This is a genomic window from uncultured Jannaschia sp. (genome assembly GCF_947503795.1).
GTDB lineage: Bacteria > Pseudomonadota > Alphaproteobacteria > Rhodobacterales > Rhodobacteraceae > Jannaschia.
Window position 1 is genome coordinate 1,851,413 of the sequence record NZ_CANNEZ010000001.1, and the last position, 15,834, is coordinate 1,867,246.

19 protein-coding genes are annotated in these 15,834 nt (G+C 67.4%); 5 read left to right on the forward strand and 14 right to left on the reverse strand.

All coding sequences use genetic code 11. From position 1 onward, the window contains the following. Position 1: 1 nt before the first annotated feature. From Q0833_RS09665 to Q0833_RS09715, 11 genes are all read right to left on the reverse strand, one after another. Positions 2–823 (reverse strand): ABC transporter ATP-binding protein, encoded by an 822-nt coding sequence (locus Q0833_RS09665; protein WP_298433268.1) that lies wholly within the window; start codon positions 821–823, stop codon positions 2–4. Continuing rightward, positions 820–1,611 (reverse strand): ABC transporter ATP-binding protein, encoded by a 792-nt coding sequence (locus tag Q0833_RS09670; RefSeq protein ID WP_298433271.1) that lies wholly within the window; start codon positions 1,609–1,611, stop codon positions 820–822. The genes Q0833_RS09665 and Q0833_RS09670 overlap by 4 nt, the downstream gene beginning before the upstream one ends. Positions 1,612–1,695: 84 nt before the next feature. Next, positions 1,696–2,886: an ABC transporter substrate-binding protein gene (locus tag Q0833_RS09675; protein ID WP_298433274.1), complete on the reverse strand. Its 1,191-nt coding sequence runs from the start codon at positions 2,884–2,886 to the stop codon at positions 1,696–1,698. A 107-nt stretch (positions 2,887–2,993) separates the two neighbouring features. Further along, positions 2,994–3,821 carry an ATP-binding protein gene (locus Q0833_RS09680; RefSeq protein ID WP_298433277.1) on the reverse strand — a complete coding sequence of 276 codons (828 nt, stop codon included), beginning with the start codon at positions 3,819–3,821 and terminating at the stop codon, positions 2,994–2,996. Continuing rightward, positions 3,818–4,687 carry a twin-arginine translocase subunit TatC gene (tatC, locus tag Q0833_RS09685; RefSeq protein WP_298433280.1) on the reverse strand — a complete coding sequence of 290 codons (870 nt, stop codon included), beginning with the start codon at positions 4,685–4,687 and terminating at the stop codon, positions 3,818–3,820. The genes Q0833_RS09680 and tatC overlap by 4 nt, the downstream gene beginning before the upstream one ends. Then, on the reverse strand, positions 4,684–5,370 hold the full coding sequence (gene tatB / locus Q0833_RS09690) for a Sec-independent protein translocase protein TatB (RefSeq protein WP_298433283.1): 687 nt from the start codon (positions 5,368–5,370) through the stop codon (positions 4,684–4,686). Before tatB ends, tatC begins: the two co-directional genes overlap by 4 nt. A 32-nt stretch (positions 5,371–5,402) precedes the next feature. Then, a complete protein-coding gene (locus tag Q0833_RS09695; RefSeq protein WP_298433286.1) occupies positions 5,403–5,639 on the reverse strand; it encodes a twin-arginine translocase TatA/TatE family subunit in 237 nt (78 codons plus the stop codon). 132 nt (positions 5,640–5,771) lie between these two features. After that, positions 5,772–6,923, reverse strand: a complete 1,152-nt coding sequence (locus Q0833_RS09700; RefSeq protein ID WP_298433289.1) for a peptidoglycan DD-metalloendopeptidase family protein — start codon at positions 6,921–6,923, stop codon at positions 5,772–5,774. A gap of 64 nt (positions 6,924–6,987) precedes the next feature. Further along, complete coding sequence (locus Q0833_RS09705; protein WP_298433291.1) at positions 6,988–7,623, reverse strand: protein-L-isoaspartate(D-aspartate) O-methyltransferase; 636 nt, start codon at positions 7,621–7,623, stop codon at positions 6,988–6,990. Positions 7,624–7,629: 6 nt separating this feature from the next. Further along, positions 7,630–8,424 (reverse strand): 5'/3'-nucleotidase SurE, encoded by a 795-nt coding sequence (surE, locus tag Q0833_RS09710; RefSeq protein WP_298433294.1) that lies wholly within the window; start codon positions 8,422–8,424, stop codon positions 7,630–7,632. Positions 8,425–8,467: 43 nt separating this feature from the next. Then, positions 8,468–9,253, reverse strand: coding sequence for an enoyl-CoA hydratase (locus Q0833_RS09715; protein ID WP_298433296.1), 786 nt, complete (start codon positions 9,251–9,253; stop codon positions 8,468–8,470). Between the two features lie 55 nt (positions 9,254–9,308). Between Q0833_RS09715 and Q0833_RS09720 the strand changes: the two genes are divergently transcribed. After that, positions 9,309–9,731 (forward strand): PaaI family thioesterase, encoded by a 423-nt coding sequence (locus tag Q0833_RS09720; protein WP_298433299.1) that lies wholly within the window; start codon positions 9,309–9,311, stop codon positions 9,729–9,731. Here Q0833_RS09720 and Q0833_RS09725 read toward each other — a convergent pair. Together Q0833_RS09725 and Q0833_RS09730 are read right to left on the reverse strand one after the other, a co-directional pair. Further along, a complete protein-coding gene (locus Q0833_RS09725; protein ID WP_298433302.1) occupies positions 9,728–10,000 on the reverse strand; it encodes a hypothetical protein in 273 nt (90 codons plus the stop codon). The genes Q0833_RS09720 and Q0833_RS09725 overlap by 4 nt on opposite strands. Before the next feature lie 125 nt (positions 10,001–10,125). Beyond that, positions 10,126–10,344: a DUF1127 domain-containing protein gene (locus Q0833_RS09730; protein ID WP_298433305.1), complete on the reverse strand. Its 219-nt coding sequence runs from the start codon at positions 10,342–10,344 to the stop codon at positions 10,126–10,128. A 113-nt stretch (positions 10,345–10,457) separates the two neighbouring features. Here Q0833_RS09730 and Q0833_RS09735 point away from each other — a divergent pair, with 113 nt between their 5' ends. The 3 genes from Q0833_RS09735 to rpsI all read left to right on the forward strand — a co-directional run bounded on the left by Q0833_RS09735 (position 10,458) and on the right by rpsI (position 13,018). Further along, positions 10,458–11,891: a PLP-dependent aminotransferase family protein gene (locus Q0833_RS09735; protein ID WP_298433308.1), complete on the forward strand. Its 1,434-nt coding sequence runs from the start codon at positions 10,458–10,460 to the stop codon at positions 11,889–11,891. Between the two features lie 153 nt (positions 11,892–12,044). Beyond that, positions 12,045–12,506 carry a 50S ribosomal protein L13 gene (gene rplM, locus Q0833_RS09740; protein ID WP_298433311.1) on the forward strand — a complete coding sequence of 154 codons (462 nt, stop codon included), beginning with the start codon at positions 12,045–12,047 and terminating at the stop codon, positions 12,504–12,506. Between the two features lie 2 nt (positions 12,507–12,508). Beyond that, positions 12,509–13,018, forward strand: a complete 510-nt coding sequence (gene rpsI / locus Q0833_RS09745) for a 30S ribosomal protein S9 (protein WP_298433314.1) — start codon at positions 12,509–12,511, stop codon at positions 13,016–13,018. Positions 13,019–13,148: 130 nt separating this feature from the next. On the opposite strand, the gene Q0833_RS09750 is transcribed toward rpsI, so the two are convergent. Then, positions 13,149–15,002 (reverse strand): acyltransferase family protein, encoded by a 1,854-nt coding sequence (locus tag Q0833_RS09750; RefSeq protein WP_298433317.1) that lies wholly within the window; start codon positions 15,000–15,002, stop codon positions 13,149–13,151. A gap of 551 nt (positions 15,003–15,553) precedes the next feature. On the opposite strand from Q0833_RS09750, the gene Q0833_RS09755 reads away from it, so the two are divergent. Beyond that, positions 15,554–15,823, forward strand: a complete 270-nt coding sequence (locus tag Q0833_RS09755) for a hypothetical protein (protein ID WP_298433319.1) — start codon at positions 15,554–15,556, stop codon at positions 15,821–15,823. Positions 15,824–15,834: the final 11 nt, after the last annotated feature.

Here is a 15,834-nt window from a genome sequence, read left to right on the forward strand (position 1 = left end):
CTCAACCCCCCAGGAAGCTTCGGCGGACTTCGTCATCCGCCAGAAGCTCCTTGCCGGTGCCGGTATGCGCGTTGCGCCCTTGAACCAGCACATATCCGCGATCCGCGATCTCCAGCGCCTGCCGGGCGTTCTGTTCGACCATCAGGATCGGGATGCCGGTGCGCGAGACCTCGATGATGCGGTCGAAGAGTTCGTCCATCACGATGGGCGACACGCCGGCTGTCGGCTCGTCCAGCATCAGGACCTTCGGCTTCGTCATCAGCGCACGGCCGACGGCGACCTGTTGGCGTTGGCCACCCGACAGCTCGCCCGCGGGCTGGAGGCGCTTGTCCTTGAGGATCGGGAACAGGTCGTAGACCTGCGCCATCGTGTCCCGGAAATCGTCGCGCCGGATGAACGCGCCCATCTCGAGGTTCTCCTCGACGGTGAGCGAGGTGAAGATGTTCGACGTCTGCGGCACGAAGCCCATGCCCTTGGCGACCCGGTCCTGCGGGCTGAGCTCGGTGATGTCCTCGCCGTCCAGCCGCACGCTGCCCTGTCGCAGGTTCAGCATTCCGAAGACCGCCTTCATGCCCGTCGACTTGCCCGCGCCGTTGGGGCCGACGATGACCGCGATCTCGCCCGGATCGACCGCGATGGTGCAATCATGCAGGATGTCGGGCCCCTGCCCGTAGCCGCCGGTCATGCTGTCGCCGACGAGAAAGGCGTTGGTCGTCTCGGGTCGCGCGCCCTCGGCGGTGCCGGCGCTGAGCGTGCCGCCGGGGGGCCGTGTGATCGAGCGGTCCTTGTTGCCCCGCGCGTCGGCATAGGGATTGTCGGTCATGCCGGCGCCTCCGCCAGCTGGTCCTTATTCTTCAGGCCGGTGCCCAGATAGGCCTCGATCACCTGCTCGTTGGCCTTGATCTCGGCCAGCGAGCCTTCGGCCAGCACGTGACCCTCGGCCATGCAGATGACGTGGTCGCTGATCTTGCCGATGAAATCCATGTCGTGCTCGATGACGACGAAGGTATAGCCCCGTTCGGTGTTGAGCCGCAGGATCGCGTCGCCGATGGTGTTCAGAAGCGTCCGGTTCACACCCGCCCCGACCTCGTCGAGGAACACGATCTTGGCGCCAACCATCATGGTCCGGCCAAGCTCCAGCAGCTTCTTCTGCCCGCCCGAGACCTGGCCCGCGCGCTGCTCTGCCAGATGCTCGATCGTCAGGAATTCCAGCACCTCGTCGGCCTTCGCGGCCAGCGCCCGCTCCTCGTCGGCGATGCGACGGCGGCCGAACCAGGTGTTCCAGAGCGTCTCGCCCGACTGCCCGCCGGGCACCATCATCAGGTTCTCGCGGCAGGTCATGGAATGGAACTCGTGGGCGATTTGGAACGTCCGCAGAAGCCCCTTGTGGAACAGCTCATGCGGCGGCAGCCCGGTGATATCCTCGCCCGCCATCGTGACGCGCCCGCTGGTCGGCGGCAGGACACCCGCGATCACGTTGAAGAGCGTGGTCTTCCCCGCACCGTTCGGCCCGATCAGCCCGGTAATGGAAGTCGGCTCGATGGACAGCGACGCGCCGTCCACGGCCCGGAAGCCGCCAAAATGCCGATGGAGATCGTGGACTTCGATCATGAATACCCTCTCGACGGAACGGCCCCGCCCCCTAGCGGAACGGCCCCGGAAAACCGGGGCCGTCCATTGTCCGTCAGGTCGCGATCAGCGGTAGCCGACCACTTCCAGCGTGCCGTCGGTGAAGGTGATCTGACGGTAGTTGCCCGCCGATTCACCGGGGCCGATCAGCTCGACGGCGCTCGCACCGACATAGTCGACGTCACCGCCATCGGCGATGATCTGGAGCGCCTTGGCCAGCTCGCCGGGCAGGATCTGCTCGCCGGGGGCGTTGGCCACGTCCATGACGTGATCCTTGTAGGCCGCCGGATCGGTCGAGCCCGCCGCCTGCATGGCCAGCATGATCAGGGCTGCCGCGTCGTAGCTTTCGGCCGAGAAGGGCTGCGTGCCGTCGTAATCAGCGGCCGAGGCCATGTCCTGATAGAGCTGCGCGCCCGGCGAGTCGGTGCCGGGGTTCGCGCCGTAGGAGCCGTCGATCTCGGAGCCGAAATTGTCCTCGAGCGCCTGGCTGACCATGCCGTCGGGGAAGTAGAACTGGTCGAAGGCGCCGGAATCGAGCGCGGCGCGCACGATGCCCGAGCCGCCCTGGTCGACATAACCCGCGACGACCAGGAGCTCGCCACCGGCAGCCGAGAGCGCGCCGACTTCGGCTGAGTAGTCGGCCTTGCCGTCCTCATGCGCGGCCGAAATGGTCACGGTGCCGCCCGCGGCCTCGAAATTGGCCTGGATCGCGTCGGCGAGACCCTTGCCGTAATCGTTGTTCGTGTAGGTCAGCGCGATCTCGTTGACGCCGTTCTCCTGCAGGATCGCGGTTACGATCTCACCCTGGCGGGCGTCCGACGGCGCGGTGCGGAAGAAGAGGCCGTTGTCCTCGGCATCGGTGAGGCCCGGCGAGGTGGCCGAGGGCGAGATCATCACGACGCCGTTCGGCACCGCGACATTGGCCAGCATGGCGCCCGTGACGCCCGAGCAGTCGGCGCCCATGATGCCCGCGACGCCGTCGCCGGTGATCAGGCGCTCGGTCGCGGAGGTCGCGGCGGCGGCATCGATGCAGGTCGAGTCGGCGCGGACGGGCTCGACGGTGACGCCGTCGAGCAGCGCACCGCTTTCGCTGACCTCGGACATCGCCATTTCGGCCCCGGCGGCCATCGTCGGCGCCAGCGATTCCAGCGGTCCCGTGAAGCCGAGAACGACGCCGATCTTGACCGGCGAATGGGCGTCGGCGAACGCGGCCGTGGTGGCCATCGCCGCGACGGACGCGAGAAGCAGTTTCTTCATGGTAGTCTCCCTGTTGGTGGCCCCTTTTTCGGGGCTTTTCCGCCGCGCAGCCTATGCCGCGCGCATTTCCGTGAAAAGTGGATTCGATGCGCGCGCGTCCGATTGCGTCAGACGCGAACACCGTGGCGACCGGCCAGATCGGTGAAGAACTGCCATGCGACGCGCCCCGACCGGCTGCCGCGGGTGGCCTGCCACTCGATCGCCTCGGCACGGAGCGTCGCGTCAGCCACGTCGAGTCCGTAGGCATCGCAATAGCCCCGGATGATGGCGAGGTAGTTGTCTTGGTCGCAGGCGTGGAATCCCAGCCAGAGGCCGAACCGGTCGCTGAGCGAGACCTTCTCCTCGACCGCCTCGGAGGGGTTGATGGCCGAGCCGCGCTCGTTCTCGATCATGTCGCGCGGCATGAGGTGGCGCCGGTTCGAGGTGGCGTAGAAGATCACGTTCTCGGGCCGCCCCGCCACGCCCCCGTCGAGCACGGCCTTCAGGGATTTGTAGGCCGCGTCGTCATGCCCGAAGCTGAGGTCGTCGCAATAGAGGACGAAGCGGTGCGGCGCATCCCGGAGCAGGTCGAGCAGGCGCCCGACAGTGTGAATATCTTCGCGCTGGAGCTCCACAAGCTTGAGGCCGGTCGCCTCGAGTTCACCATGCACCGCCTTGACAAGGCTGGACTTTCCCATGCCCCGCGCGCCCCAGAGCAGCGCATTGTTGGCCGGGAGGCCGTCCGCGAAGCGCCGCGTGTTGTCGAGAAGCGTGTCCCGCGCCCGGTCGATCCCGAGGAGGAGGTCGAGGGGGATGCGGTTCACGCGCGCGATCGGGACGAGGCGGTCCGGTGCCGTGTCCCAGACATAGGCCGCGGCCGCGAAATCGGGCGCGGGCGCGGGCGCCGGGGCCAGCCGGTCGAGCGCGTCGGCGATCCGCGCGAGATCGTCGCTCAAGAGGTCTCGTCCTCGTCCAGGATGCCTTCGGCGCGGAGCCGCTTGTCGCGCCGCGCCTCGACCATCCGCACAAGCTGGATCGAGATCTCGTAGAGGCCGTAGACAACCACAAAGAGGATCACCTGCGTGATGACGTCGGGCGGGGTCACGAGCGCGGCGAGCACGAGGATGCCCACGACCGCGTATTTGCGCATGTTGCCCAGCCCCTCGGCCGAGACGAGCCCCGCCATCCCCATCAGCGTCAGCAGGACGGGAAGCTGGAAGCAGAGGCCGAAGGCGAAGATGAACTTGAGCGACAGGTCGAGGGATTCGCGCACCGAGCCGAGGAAGACGGTCCGCAACTCCTCGTTCTCGACGACCGCCCCGCCCTCGCCCGAGATGATGTTCACCAGCGCCGGGATCGCGTCCGAAAAGCCGATGAAGAAGTTCATCGCCAGCGGCGTGACCACGTAATGCGCGAAGGCCGCGCCCAGCGTGAAGAGGAGCGGCGAGGCGAAGATAAACGGCAGGAAGGCATTCTTCTCGGTCTTGTAGAGACCGGGTGCGACGAACCGCCAAAGCTGGTGCGCGATCACCGGGAACGCGAGGCCGATACCGAAGATCACCGAGATTCGGATCAGGACGAAGAACTTCTCCTGCGGGGCGGTGAAGATCAGCTGCGGGTTCTCGCCCCGGGCGCGCAGCACGTCCGCGATGGGCTGGGCAAGGAAGTTGAGGATCGGCTCGGCCACGATGAAGCAGGCAATCATCGCGACGAGGAAGGCGATCACCGACCGTATCAGGCGGGTGCGCAGCTCGGCCAGATGCTCGATCAGGGGGGCGGAGCTGTCCTCGATCTCGTCGGGGGTGTCGGTCGCGTCGGTCATGCGTCCGTCCCCGCGGCTGGCTTGGGCTTGGCGCGCGACTTCGGCGCGGCCTTCGGCTTCGCGGCCGTTTTCGGTTTGGCGGCCACGCGGGGCTTCGGCGCGGCTTTCGGCTTGGCGGCGGGCGTCGCGGCAGCCTTGGCCGCGGCGGGCGTCGCGGCGGCCTTTGGCTTCGGTGCGGCCTTGGCTCTTGCGGCGGCCTTCGGCTTCGGCGCCGCCTTGGCGCGCGCGGGCTTGGCGGGGGGCGCAGCGGCGGGGTCGGGCTTCAGCGCGTCGAGATCCGCCTGCGCCTCGGCCGCTTCGCGGGCCTTGCGCTGCTCGGCCATGCGGGACGCGTTCTCGGCGATCCGGGCCTTCGCGTCGGCGCGCTTCTCGGCGAGGTCGCGGGTATTCGGCCCCGTCTCCTCGTCCGGCGCCCAGGCCGTCAGGTCCGAGGTCGCCTCCTTGATCTTGTCGATCCCGTATTTCTTGGGATTGGCGATCTTGCGCAGGTCGCCCGCGATGTCGTTGACGCCGCTCTCGTCGGCGGCCTCGTTCATCGCGCTCTGGAACTCGCGCGCCATGCGCCGGGCCTTGCCCGTGAACTCTCCCAGCGTGCGGAACATCTTGGGCAGGTCCTTGGGACCGACCACGATCAGCGCCACGATGCCGATGACGAGAAGCTCGCTCCAGCCGATGTCGAACATGGATCAGGCCCCCCGGGGGCGCGGGCGGGTCGTCAGACCTTTTCGCGCTCGGTCTCGGCCTCAGGGGTGACGTCGCGGGCGGCGGTGCCGTCGGCCAGCGCGCCATCCTCGGTCTCGTCCTCCTTGGAGCCGTCGCCGACACCCTTCTTGAAGGCGGTGATGCCCTTGCCGACCTCGCCCATCAGGCTGGAGATCTTGCCGCGGCCGAACAGCACCAGCACCACGACCGCGATGAGCAGAAGGCCCGGAAGGCCGATATTGTTGAGCATTGTCTGTCTCCCGTGAGGGGCGGCGCATGGGCCGCCCGTCCAAATTCCCTGATCTCTACTTACGCATCACGACAGTGAGTTGAAAGCACCCTCGCGGCATTTTGCACGCCGTCCGCCCCTCTGACGTGCGCGTCACCGCAGGAGCGGGGCCGGGTCGACCGCGTCGAAGCCACGCCGGACCTCGAAATGCAGGAAGGATGGATCGCCGCCGCCGACGCTGGCGATGCGCTGGCCGGCGCGGACCTCGGAACCCTTCTGGACGCGGATGTCCTTGATATTGGCATAGACCGTCAGCAAGCCGTCGGCATGGCGCAGCACGAGGATCGGCACCTGGTCGGTGTCGCGCGTGATCGCGGCGACCGTCCCCGAGGCGGCGGCGCCCACGGCACTGCCTTCGGCGGCGCGGAAATCGATGCCCTCGTTGCGCGCCGAGAACGGGCGTAGCACCTCGCCGCCGACCGGGCGGCGCAGGCTCGACGGGGCCAGCTCGGCCTCGGCGGTGCGGGCCGGCTGGGCCGCGGGCGCAGGCTCGGGATCGGCGCTGGCCTCGGTGCGGAACTGGTCGAGATTGGGGCTCTCGGGCAGGACTTCGGCCTCGACCGTCTCGGGCAGGGCCGAGGCGGCCGACGGGGGCACGGGCGTCGCGGTGCCCTGCCCCGGCGCGGTCGCGACCTCGGACGACCCGTCGGCGCCGATCACCAGCGGGATCAGCAGGAACTGCCCCTCGCGCACCGCCAGATCACCGCCAAGGCCGTTCCATTCGGCCAGCGCATTGGGTGACACACCGTAAAGCCGCGCGATCGAGAACGCCGTCTCGCCGCGTGCGACGCGGTGCCGCACCGGCTCCTCGCCGCCCTGAACCACCATCGGCTGCGCGCCGCCGCCATCGGCCCGGTCGATCGCCGCACCGGCGATGGCGGTGATGTCGGTCCGGCCGCCGCCGCCCGCGCCGGGCACGACGCGGCGCGGCAGCGCGAGGATGGCATCGGCGTTCAGGCTGGTGCCGGGGGCGAGCCCGTTGAACTGCGCCAGCTCGGCGGCGGGAAAGCCGATCCGCTGGGCCACGCTCGACACGGTGTCGCCGCGCCGGGCGACCGCGACCTGGTAATTCGGATAGGTGATGAGGCCGTTGGCATCCGCGCGGGGCCGGTCGGCGGGCGCCTGCCGGATCGCCTCGGAGGTGTTGAGATTGCCGTCGCCGCCGCGCAGGTCGAAATCGAGCCCGCCGGATTCGAATTCCGAGCAGCCCGCCAGGAGCGCCGCACCGATGAAAAGGCCCGCCACGCGGGTCCGCCTGCCTGTCCCGGACATCCCAGTCCCTCCGTCCTGCCCTTGGGCGTCACGCGCTTCAGTCGTGTTCCACCCCTTCGACCAGCGGCACGAAGCGCACCGGCCCGAGTTCGTCGTAATCGTATCCGTGGTCCGATCGCGTCACCTTGATCAGCATCTGCATCGCGTCCGATACGCCCACGGGCACCACCATGCTACCCCCGATCCGCAATTGTGCCAACAGGGGGCCCGGCGGGTCCTCGGCGGCGGCGGTCACGAGGATTCGGTCGAAGGGCGCCTGTTCGGGCAAGCCGTGGCTGCCGTCGCCGGTGATCTGGGTGACATTGGTTAGCCCGAGCTTCGCATGCACCTCGCGCGCCAGCCGGGTCAGCGCACGGTGACGCTCGACGGTATAGACCCGCCGCGCCAGCTTCGAGAGGATCGCCGCCTGGTAGCCCGTGCCCGTCCCGACCTCGAGCACCTTGTCGCGCGGCTGGACGCCCAGCGCCTGCGTCATGCGGCCCACGATCGAGGGCTGGCTGACCGTCTGGCCCGACGCGATCGGCAGCGGCACGTCCTCATAGGCGCGGACCCGGAAGGTCTCGGACACGAAGGCCGCCCGGTCGGTCGTCTCCATCGCCTCGAGGACCCGGGCATCGGTCACCCCGCGCGAACGCAGGGTCACCAGAAGCTTCATGGTGTCCTCGGGCGTCATCGCCGCTCAGCCCTCGTAGTCGGGGAAGACGGCGCGCAGGTCGCCCAGCGCGCCCTGGTCCGTCAGGTCGCAGCGCATCGGCGTGACCGAGACCCAGCCGTCCATATTGGCCTTCACGTCGGTGCCGTCCGCCGTCGCCTCGCCCTGCGCGCTGCCGGAGATCCACAGGTAACGCCGGCCCGAGGGCGCGGTCTGCGGCGAGACGCCCATACGCCCGTCGCCGCGGTAGCCCTGGGCCACGGCGGCTATCCCCTCGACGCGGTCGCCGGGGACGGGCGGAAAGTTGACGTTGTAGAAGAGCTTGTAGGTCTCGCCGCCCCAGGGCGCCTCCTCGACCAGGCGCCGCACGACGTCGGCGCCATGGGCGGCCGCCGCCTCGAACGGGTCGTCCAGATCGACGTTGTCGGGGCCGTAGAATTGCGACAGGGCGATGCCGGGCACGCCCTGCAGCGCGGCCTCCATCGCGGCGCCGATGGTGCCGGAATAGACCGTGTTCTCGCCCGCGTTGTTGCCCCGGTTCACACCCGACAGCACCAAGTCGACAGGGCCGTCGACGATCTCGCCCAGACCGGCGAGGACGCAATCGGCGGGGCTGCCCTCCAGCGCGAAGCGGCGCTCGGCGATCTTCTGCATCATCGAGGGCTTCACGTAATTGATGCAATGCCCGACACCCGACTGCTCGAAGGCGGGTGCGACGGTCCAGACCTCGCCATCCTCGCCCGCGACCGCCTCGGCGATGGCCTGCAGCACCACGAGCCCCGGCGCGCCGATCCCGTCGTCATTGGTGATAAGTATCCGCATCTTCAGCCCCTTCAGCGTGTCCGACCCGCTTAGGGGACGCGACTCACTGCGTCCAGCGGGGCGCGCGCTTTTCGAGGAACGCCTGTATCCCTTCCGCCGTGTCCGGCTCGGCGAGATTGGCGACCATCGCATCCCGCGTCAGCGCGTAGGCCGCGTCGACCGGGCGTTCCAGCTGCGCGTAGAAGGCCCCCTTGCCGATCCGCACCGCCCGCCCGAGCTTCGAGGCCACCGTCTCGGCCAGCGCTTGCGTCTCGACCTCCAGCCGGTCGGCAGGGACGGCGCGGTTCACGAGCCCCGCATCCACAGCCTCGGCGGCCGAGAGGAAGCCGCCCGTCGTCAGCATCTCCATCGCCCGCTTGGCGCCCACGTTGCGCGACAGCGCCACCATCGGCGTCGAGCAGAAGAGGCCGATATCGACGCCGTTCACCCCGAAGCGCGCATCGTCCGAGGCGACCGCCATGTCGCAGGTCGCGACCAGCTGGCACCCGGCGGCGGTGGCCAGACCGTGGACCCGGGCGATCACCGGCTGCGGCAGGGTGCGGATCGCGGCCATCACGGCGGCGCAGCGATCGAAGAGATCCGCGAAGGCCGCCGCCCCGCCATCGGGCGCCTGCCGCATCGCCTGGATCTCGCGCAGGTGATGCCCCGCACAAAACGCTCGCCCCTCGGCCGCGAGGATGACGACCCGCGCGTCGGTCTCGGCGATCTCGGCCAAGGCCGCCCGCAACGCCGCCAGCATCGCATCCGACAACGCGTTGAGCGTCCCGGGATCGTTCAGCGTCAGCGTGGCCACGCCGTCCCTCACGTCGCGTAACAGGATGTCGGTCATTTGCGATCCCCCCTCCGGGCGCTAGCAAGGGTGCGGAGACGCGGAGAGGAATGCAATGTTGAAGATGGATGCCGCGGCGCTCGAGGCCTTTCTGCGCTCGGATTTCCCGCAGGTCTGCGACGAGTTCGGGATCGAACGGGTCGACGAGGACGGCCTGACCGTGCGCCTGCGCGTGGCCGATCGGCACCTGCGGCCCGGCGGCACGGTCTCGGGGCCGTCGATGTTCGGGCTGGCCGATGTCGCGGTGTATCTCGCGATCCTGTCGCGGATCGGGCCGGTCGGCCTCTCGGTGACGACGAATTGTTCCATCGACTTCATGCGCAAGCCCGCTGCGGGCGTGGACCTTCTCTGCGACGTGCGCCTTCTGAAGCTGGGGCGCGTGCTGGCCGTGGGCGACTGCCTGATCCGGTCGGACGGGAGCGACGCCCCGGTCGCCCGCGCGTCGCTGACCTATTCGATCCCGCCGGGCGCGGTCTAGCTCGTCCGGCAGCGCAGGGCCGCGACCGCGTTCGGGTCGATCTGCTGGAAGAGGACGATGCCGTCATCCAGCACGCCCGTCGCGTTGGCGATCGGCGTGCCCTCGGCATCGATGGCCATGCAGAACGTCGCCGCATCCACGGTCTCGACCGTGCAGGCCACGCCCGCGGCCGTCTCCTCGCAGGACAAGGGCGCGACGTCGCCGGAATGGGCGTCGGCGAACGCAAGGCTCGGCAGGAGCGCGAAGAGAACGGGAAGAATGCGGGTCATGGGACAGCTCCGGGGTTGTGGCACCCTCGAAACCTCGCCCGACCCGATCCGGTTCGGCGCGCGGAGCAAAAAAAGGGCCGGGTGCCTCGCGGCGACCCGGCCCAGGGGGGAAGAGGTCGTGGAGGTCAGGCGCGCCAGAACGGCTTCGCGGCCTCGTGACGGGCATCCGCGGCGGTCACCCCGATATCGGCCAGTTGCGCGCCCGTCAGGTCCTTGAGCACGGCCCGGCTCCGGGCGCGGATCTCCCAGGTCGCGACCACGGTCGCGGCGCCGAAGAGAAGCGTCGAGAGCGGCGCAGGCGTGCGCGTGTCGAGAATGGTATGATCGAGGACGAGGGCGGCCATGGAATGTTCCTTTCGGGGACGAGACCTTCTACGGTTGTATTGATACAATCGCACCGCTAAGGTGCCTCATATAGATACAATCGCGCCCGACCCCTTTCCAGAGATACATTGTCATGGGTACAATTTTGGATGGCAATATCATCGAGGTCGATTTCGGCGCGGATGACCGCCCGAAATATCTCGTCCTCGATTCCGCCGTGCGCGCCGCCATCGCGCGGGGCGACCTGCCCGCGGGCACCCGCCTGCCCCCGGTGCGCGATCTTGCGTGGCGCGTCGGTGTCACGCCCGGCACCGTCGCCCGCGTATACCGCGCGCTGACCGACGAGGGTGTACTCGAAGCGGCGGTCGGGCGCGGCACCTTCGTCGCGCCCCCGGCGGTATCGCCCCCGATCTACGGCGAGTTCCAGGCGCTGGCCGTCGACTCGACGCCGCATATGACCGGTGGCGACAGCTACGCCGTGAACCTGCTGTCGCCGCACCTGCCCTCGGCGGGCCAGGCCGACCTGATCCGTCGCCTGCTGACCGATGTGGCTGCCGATCCGCCCTCGGGGCTGATGCACTACCCTGTCCATGCCAGCGAGCGCCGCGCCCGCGAGGCCGCCTGCGCGTTCCTCGACAACCCGATGCTCGGCCCCCTCGCCCCGGACGACATCGCGCTGGCCAATGGCGGCCAGCATGCGATCTCGCTGGTGCTGCAATCGGTCCTGCGCGGGCGGCGCCCGACCGTCCTGCTGGAGGAGCTGTCCTATCCAGGCTTTCGCCGCGTGGCCGAGATGCTGCGGGCGGACGTCCTGACGGTGCCGATCGACGATCACGGCGTCATCCCCGAGGCGCTGGCCGAGATCGCGAAGAAGCCCGACGCCCAGGTCCTGTGCCTCTCTCCGGATGTCCAGAACCCGACCTGCGGGCGCATGCCCGAGGCGCGGCGCCGCGCCATCGTCGAAGTCGCGCGCGCCGCCGACATCCAGATCCTCGAGGATGACTGCTACATGATGGGCAAGACCGAACTGCCCACCTTCCGCCTGCTGGCGCCCGAGCGGACGTGGCACATCGCGTCCATCGCCAAGACCATCACCCCCGCCCTGCGACTGGGCTTCGCGCTGGCACCCACGGGCCGGCAGCTCGCCCTGCAACGCGCAGCGGAGTACAATTCCTTCGGTCTCTCGACCCCGATTGCCGATCTCGCGTCGCTCCTGCTGGTCCACCCCGAATTGCCCGCCCTGATGGACGAGACCCGCGAGATGGTGCGCCGCTATGTCGAGACGGCAGCCCGCATGCTCGATGGGCATGACCTGACCTGGCGGCCCGACGTGTCCTTCCTCTGGCTCAAGCTGCCGGTGGGTTGGCGCGCCTCGGCCTTCTGCCGTGCCGCCGAAGCCGAGGGCGTGAAGCTCCGCGCCGCCGAGGAATACGCCGCACGCGACGCCAACGCGCCCCACGCGGTGCGCTTCGCGGTCAATGCAGGCGTCTCGCTGGCCAGCTTCGAGGAGGCCATGGGCCGCATGCGTGGCCTGCTCGACCATCCGCCCGAAGGCCTCGGGGTGTAAATTTGTGGGGTAAAATATAACCCCATTCACAAAACACTGATTGCAAACGATTTCCCGAGGATCGTACGCATTGACACCGCCTGCGCGCCGTCTATACACCGCCCGATCCGGGGCGTCCCTGCCCCACCGTCATTCACACTCGATAGGGCAGCGATGAAAACCTTCACCATGACCCCCGACCAGATCGACAAGAAGTGGATCCTGATCGACGCCGAAGGCATCGTTCTGGGCCGCCTCGCCTCGATCGTCGCGACCCGCCTGCGCGGCAAGCACAAGGCCACGTTCACGCCCAGCATGGACATGGGCGACAACGTCATCGTGATCAACGCCGACAAGGTGCAGATCACCGGCAACAAGCGCGACAAGCCGAACTACTGGCACACCGGCCATCCCGGCGGCATCAAGTCGCGCACGACGCAGCAGATCCTCGACGGCAAGCACCCCGAGCGGGTCGTCATGCAGGCCGTCAAGCGCATGCTGCCCGGCAACAAGCTGTCGCGTCAGGTGATGACCAACCTGCGCGTCTATGCCTCCGCCGAGCACCCGCACGAGGCGCAGTCGCCCGAAGTGCTGGACGTCAAGGCGATGAACCCCAAGAACACCCGGAGCGCGTGAGCATGGCCGAGCAACTGAACTCCCTCGAAGACCTCAAGGGCGCCGTCGACACCTCCGGGGCCGAGGCCTCGGGTGGCGAGGTCCTGCTGGACACCTCCGCCCCGGTCGAGCCGACCCGCGACGAGCTGGGCCGCTCCTACGCCACCGGCAAGCGCAAGGACGCGGTCGCCCGCGTCTGGATCAAGCCCGGCTCGGGCAAGGTCATCGTCAACGGCAAGGACGTGAACACCTATTTCGCGCGTCCCGTGCTGCAGATGATCCTCAAGCAGCCGTTCGAGATCACCGATCGCGAAGGCCAGTTCGACGTCATGGCCACCGTCAAGGGCGGCGGTCTGACCGGCCAGGCCGGTGCCGTGAAGCACGGCGTCTCGAAGGCCCTGCAGCTCTACGAGCCCGGCTTGCGCGGCGCGCTCAAGGCTGCTGGCTTCCTGACCCGCGACAGTCGCGTCGTCGAGCGCAAGAAGTACGGCCGCGCCAAGGCCCGGAAGAGCTTCCAGTTCTCCAAGCGCTGACGCGAGACGTCTCGAACGACCTAGGACATTGGACGGCCGCAAGATCTTGCGGCCGTCTTTCTTCTGGCAGGCGGCGTTCGCCCGCGTGCGATGGTCCGGTCAGCGGCGACGGATCGTGGTCAGCCACCTGTCACTCGATGAAGCGGGCCAGATGCGCCGTTGCCAGCCGTGCGCCCTCGACCGACATGTGGTCGTCATCGAAATAGAGTGCGACCGCATCGCGAATGGCAAAGCACTCGTCAGGATCGCAAAAGGCATCCGCGAGATCCACGACCGTCACGTCCGGATGCAGGCCGCTGACCGCATCGTACATATCGCTGTTCACTGCCTCCCACGTCTCGCGCGATATGGAGACGACCTCGTCACCCGACACGAACCTGCTTTTCGCTATGAAGGATCGAATATCGCCGGGGAGTTTTGGGGCCTGAAGGATCAGGTAAACGTCCTTTCCTTCATCCGCGAGCATGTTCGACAGCGTCACGAGCGACCTCACGGATTCCGGGCCGGACCGATCCGTCCGATACGCCAGAACGACGCGCTGGATGCTTGACGTGTTCAATATGAAATCGAGGCGGGAGGCGTAGAAATCGTGGCAATGGGGTTCGGTTTCCATCAGGTAGGATGCCGAACACCCGCTCACGGTCATATGGTACAATCCCTCGCCGCGCGGACGAAGCACCTCGGCAAGGGCGTAGGACAGCTCGACACCGTGGCTGTTTCCATACACTGCCCAGGTGGGATTCTCCTGGAAATAAGTACATGACGATTGTGCGTCGAAGACGTCGCCGTCTTCGAAATGGCAATCGCTCCGCATGGGGCTCGACGATGCCGACTCGATCAGGGCGCGTTCGGCCGGGGAAAACCGGAGGGCATTCAGGTCCTCATCAAGGACAACAATGGAAAGACCTATTGCAGCAATGCATGTCGATGCGAACGACGCCGCGTAGATCACCTGCTGTCCCGAGACGCTGTGCCCTCGCCGGAAGGGGAACTCGACAAACCGCCACGTGCCGACGGCAGCGATCGGGGTGAGAATGAAAACCAAGGCGTAATAGGCGATGCCCTCCGGGATTGCCGCAAGCCGTGCGAATGCCAAGAGCGGTTGATGCCAGAGGTAGAGGCTGTACGAAATCAGCCCGATCCAGACGAACCCTTTCAGCGATAGCAGCGCGTTGACGAACGTTCCACGCGACGCGAACAGGATGATCAACACGGTCCCGACCGTCGGCGCCAGCGCGTACAGGCTGGGAAATGGCGTACCCTCGTCATAGATGAACACAGCCAGTCCGATTGCGATCAATCCCGATGCCGACAGCAGATTGCTGAGCCAAAGCGGCGTCGGAACGGCGGTCTTCCGCAGATAGAAGGCCGCGAAGGATCCGATCAAAAGCTCCCACGCCCGCGTCGGCAAAAGATAAAACGTCGCGGCCGGCTTGTTATAGGCGCCCCAATGCGAGACGCTCAAGCTAATCACGAACGCTGCGACAAGCGCCCAGATGATCATTCGTTTCCCGAAGCGCCAGGACGCCATAAGGAACAGCGGGAAGAGGATGTAGAACTGCTCTTCGACCGCCAGGCTCCACGTGTGGAGGAGCGGCTTGAGCTCGGCCGCCGTATCGAAATATCCGCTCTCCCTCCAGAACAGGATATTGGACGAGAATGTCGCGACCGCGATCAGGCTCTTTGCGAAATCCTCCATGTCGCTAATCAGCAGCAGGTACCAAGCCGCCGGAATGCACCACAAAACTACGAAAAAGAGCGCGGGCAGAATGCGACGGGCGCGACGCTCGTAGAACTTGAGCAGACTGAACCGGCCGTCCTCCATCTCTGCGATGATGATGGTGGTAATCAGGAAACCGCTGATGACGAAGAAGACGTCGACACCGACAAATCCGCCGCTGAAGAGCTCGAAGCCCGCGTGGAACAGTATGACCGGCACAACGGCAATCGCGCGGAGCCCATCAATCTCGCTACGATACTTCATCAGCCGGTCATATATTCTGCGGATCTGAGGAAAGGTTCGACCAACGTCACGGGTCTCCATTCGCCATTCTGCCGCGCCGCATTCGCATGGTCGGTTCCTGAGGGCATGGTTCGAAACTCGTCAGGGGGCGTATGATCGGTTGCGGGTCGTGGCCCGGTGTCGTCTCCACCGCGGGGACGATCCCGCTTGCGAGAAGTCGTCGCACGTGCCCCGCTACGGCAACAAGGCTGACGGGAGCGCGGGATCGGAACAGGAGGAATGGCGCTCGTCCTGCGCGGATTTTCGGGTCTGAACGCCCAGAAGATATGCAAGACGCGTTCGCGGCGATGCCAGTGCCGCCGCGGGCGGCCGCTCCATATGAACGGTCGAGCGCGGGGTCAGCCCGGACGCAGGCCGCAGACCCCAAACCGTCATCATCCGATGTATCTGAGCCGTTGGCATACCCGTGGCGCACAACAGCCCCCGACCCCACGGGCGCCCATTTCCGCCCAATCCCAACTCCGGGAACCCCGGCCCTTGCCCGGCACGGTTCATTCGCGCCCACTGCCCCCATGCACGCCCCTTTCTCGCGCCTTCTTCTCTTCATCGTCGCCACCGGCGGCTGGGCCATCGCCGGGTTCGGCGGCTGGATCGCCTGGCGGGGCGTGGTCCTCTATTCAAATGATCCGGTCCTGATGGGCACGGGCGGGGGTCTGGCACTCGGCGGGCTGCTGGTTGTCGCGATGAGCGTGGGCGCCTGGGCGCAGCTTTCGACGGCGCGGGACACGGCGGCGATGCGCGCGATGATGGAGGCCTCCGGCATGGCCGAGGACGCGCGATAACGCTTGCCCCC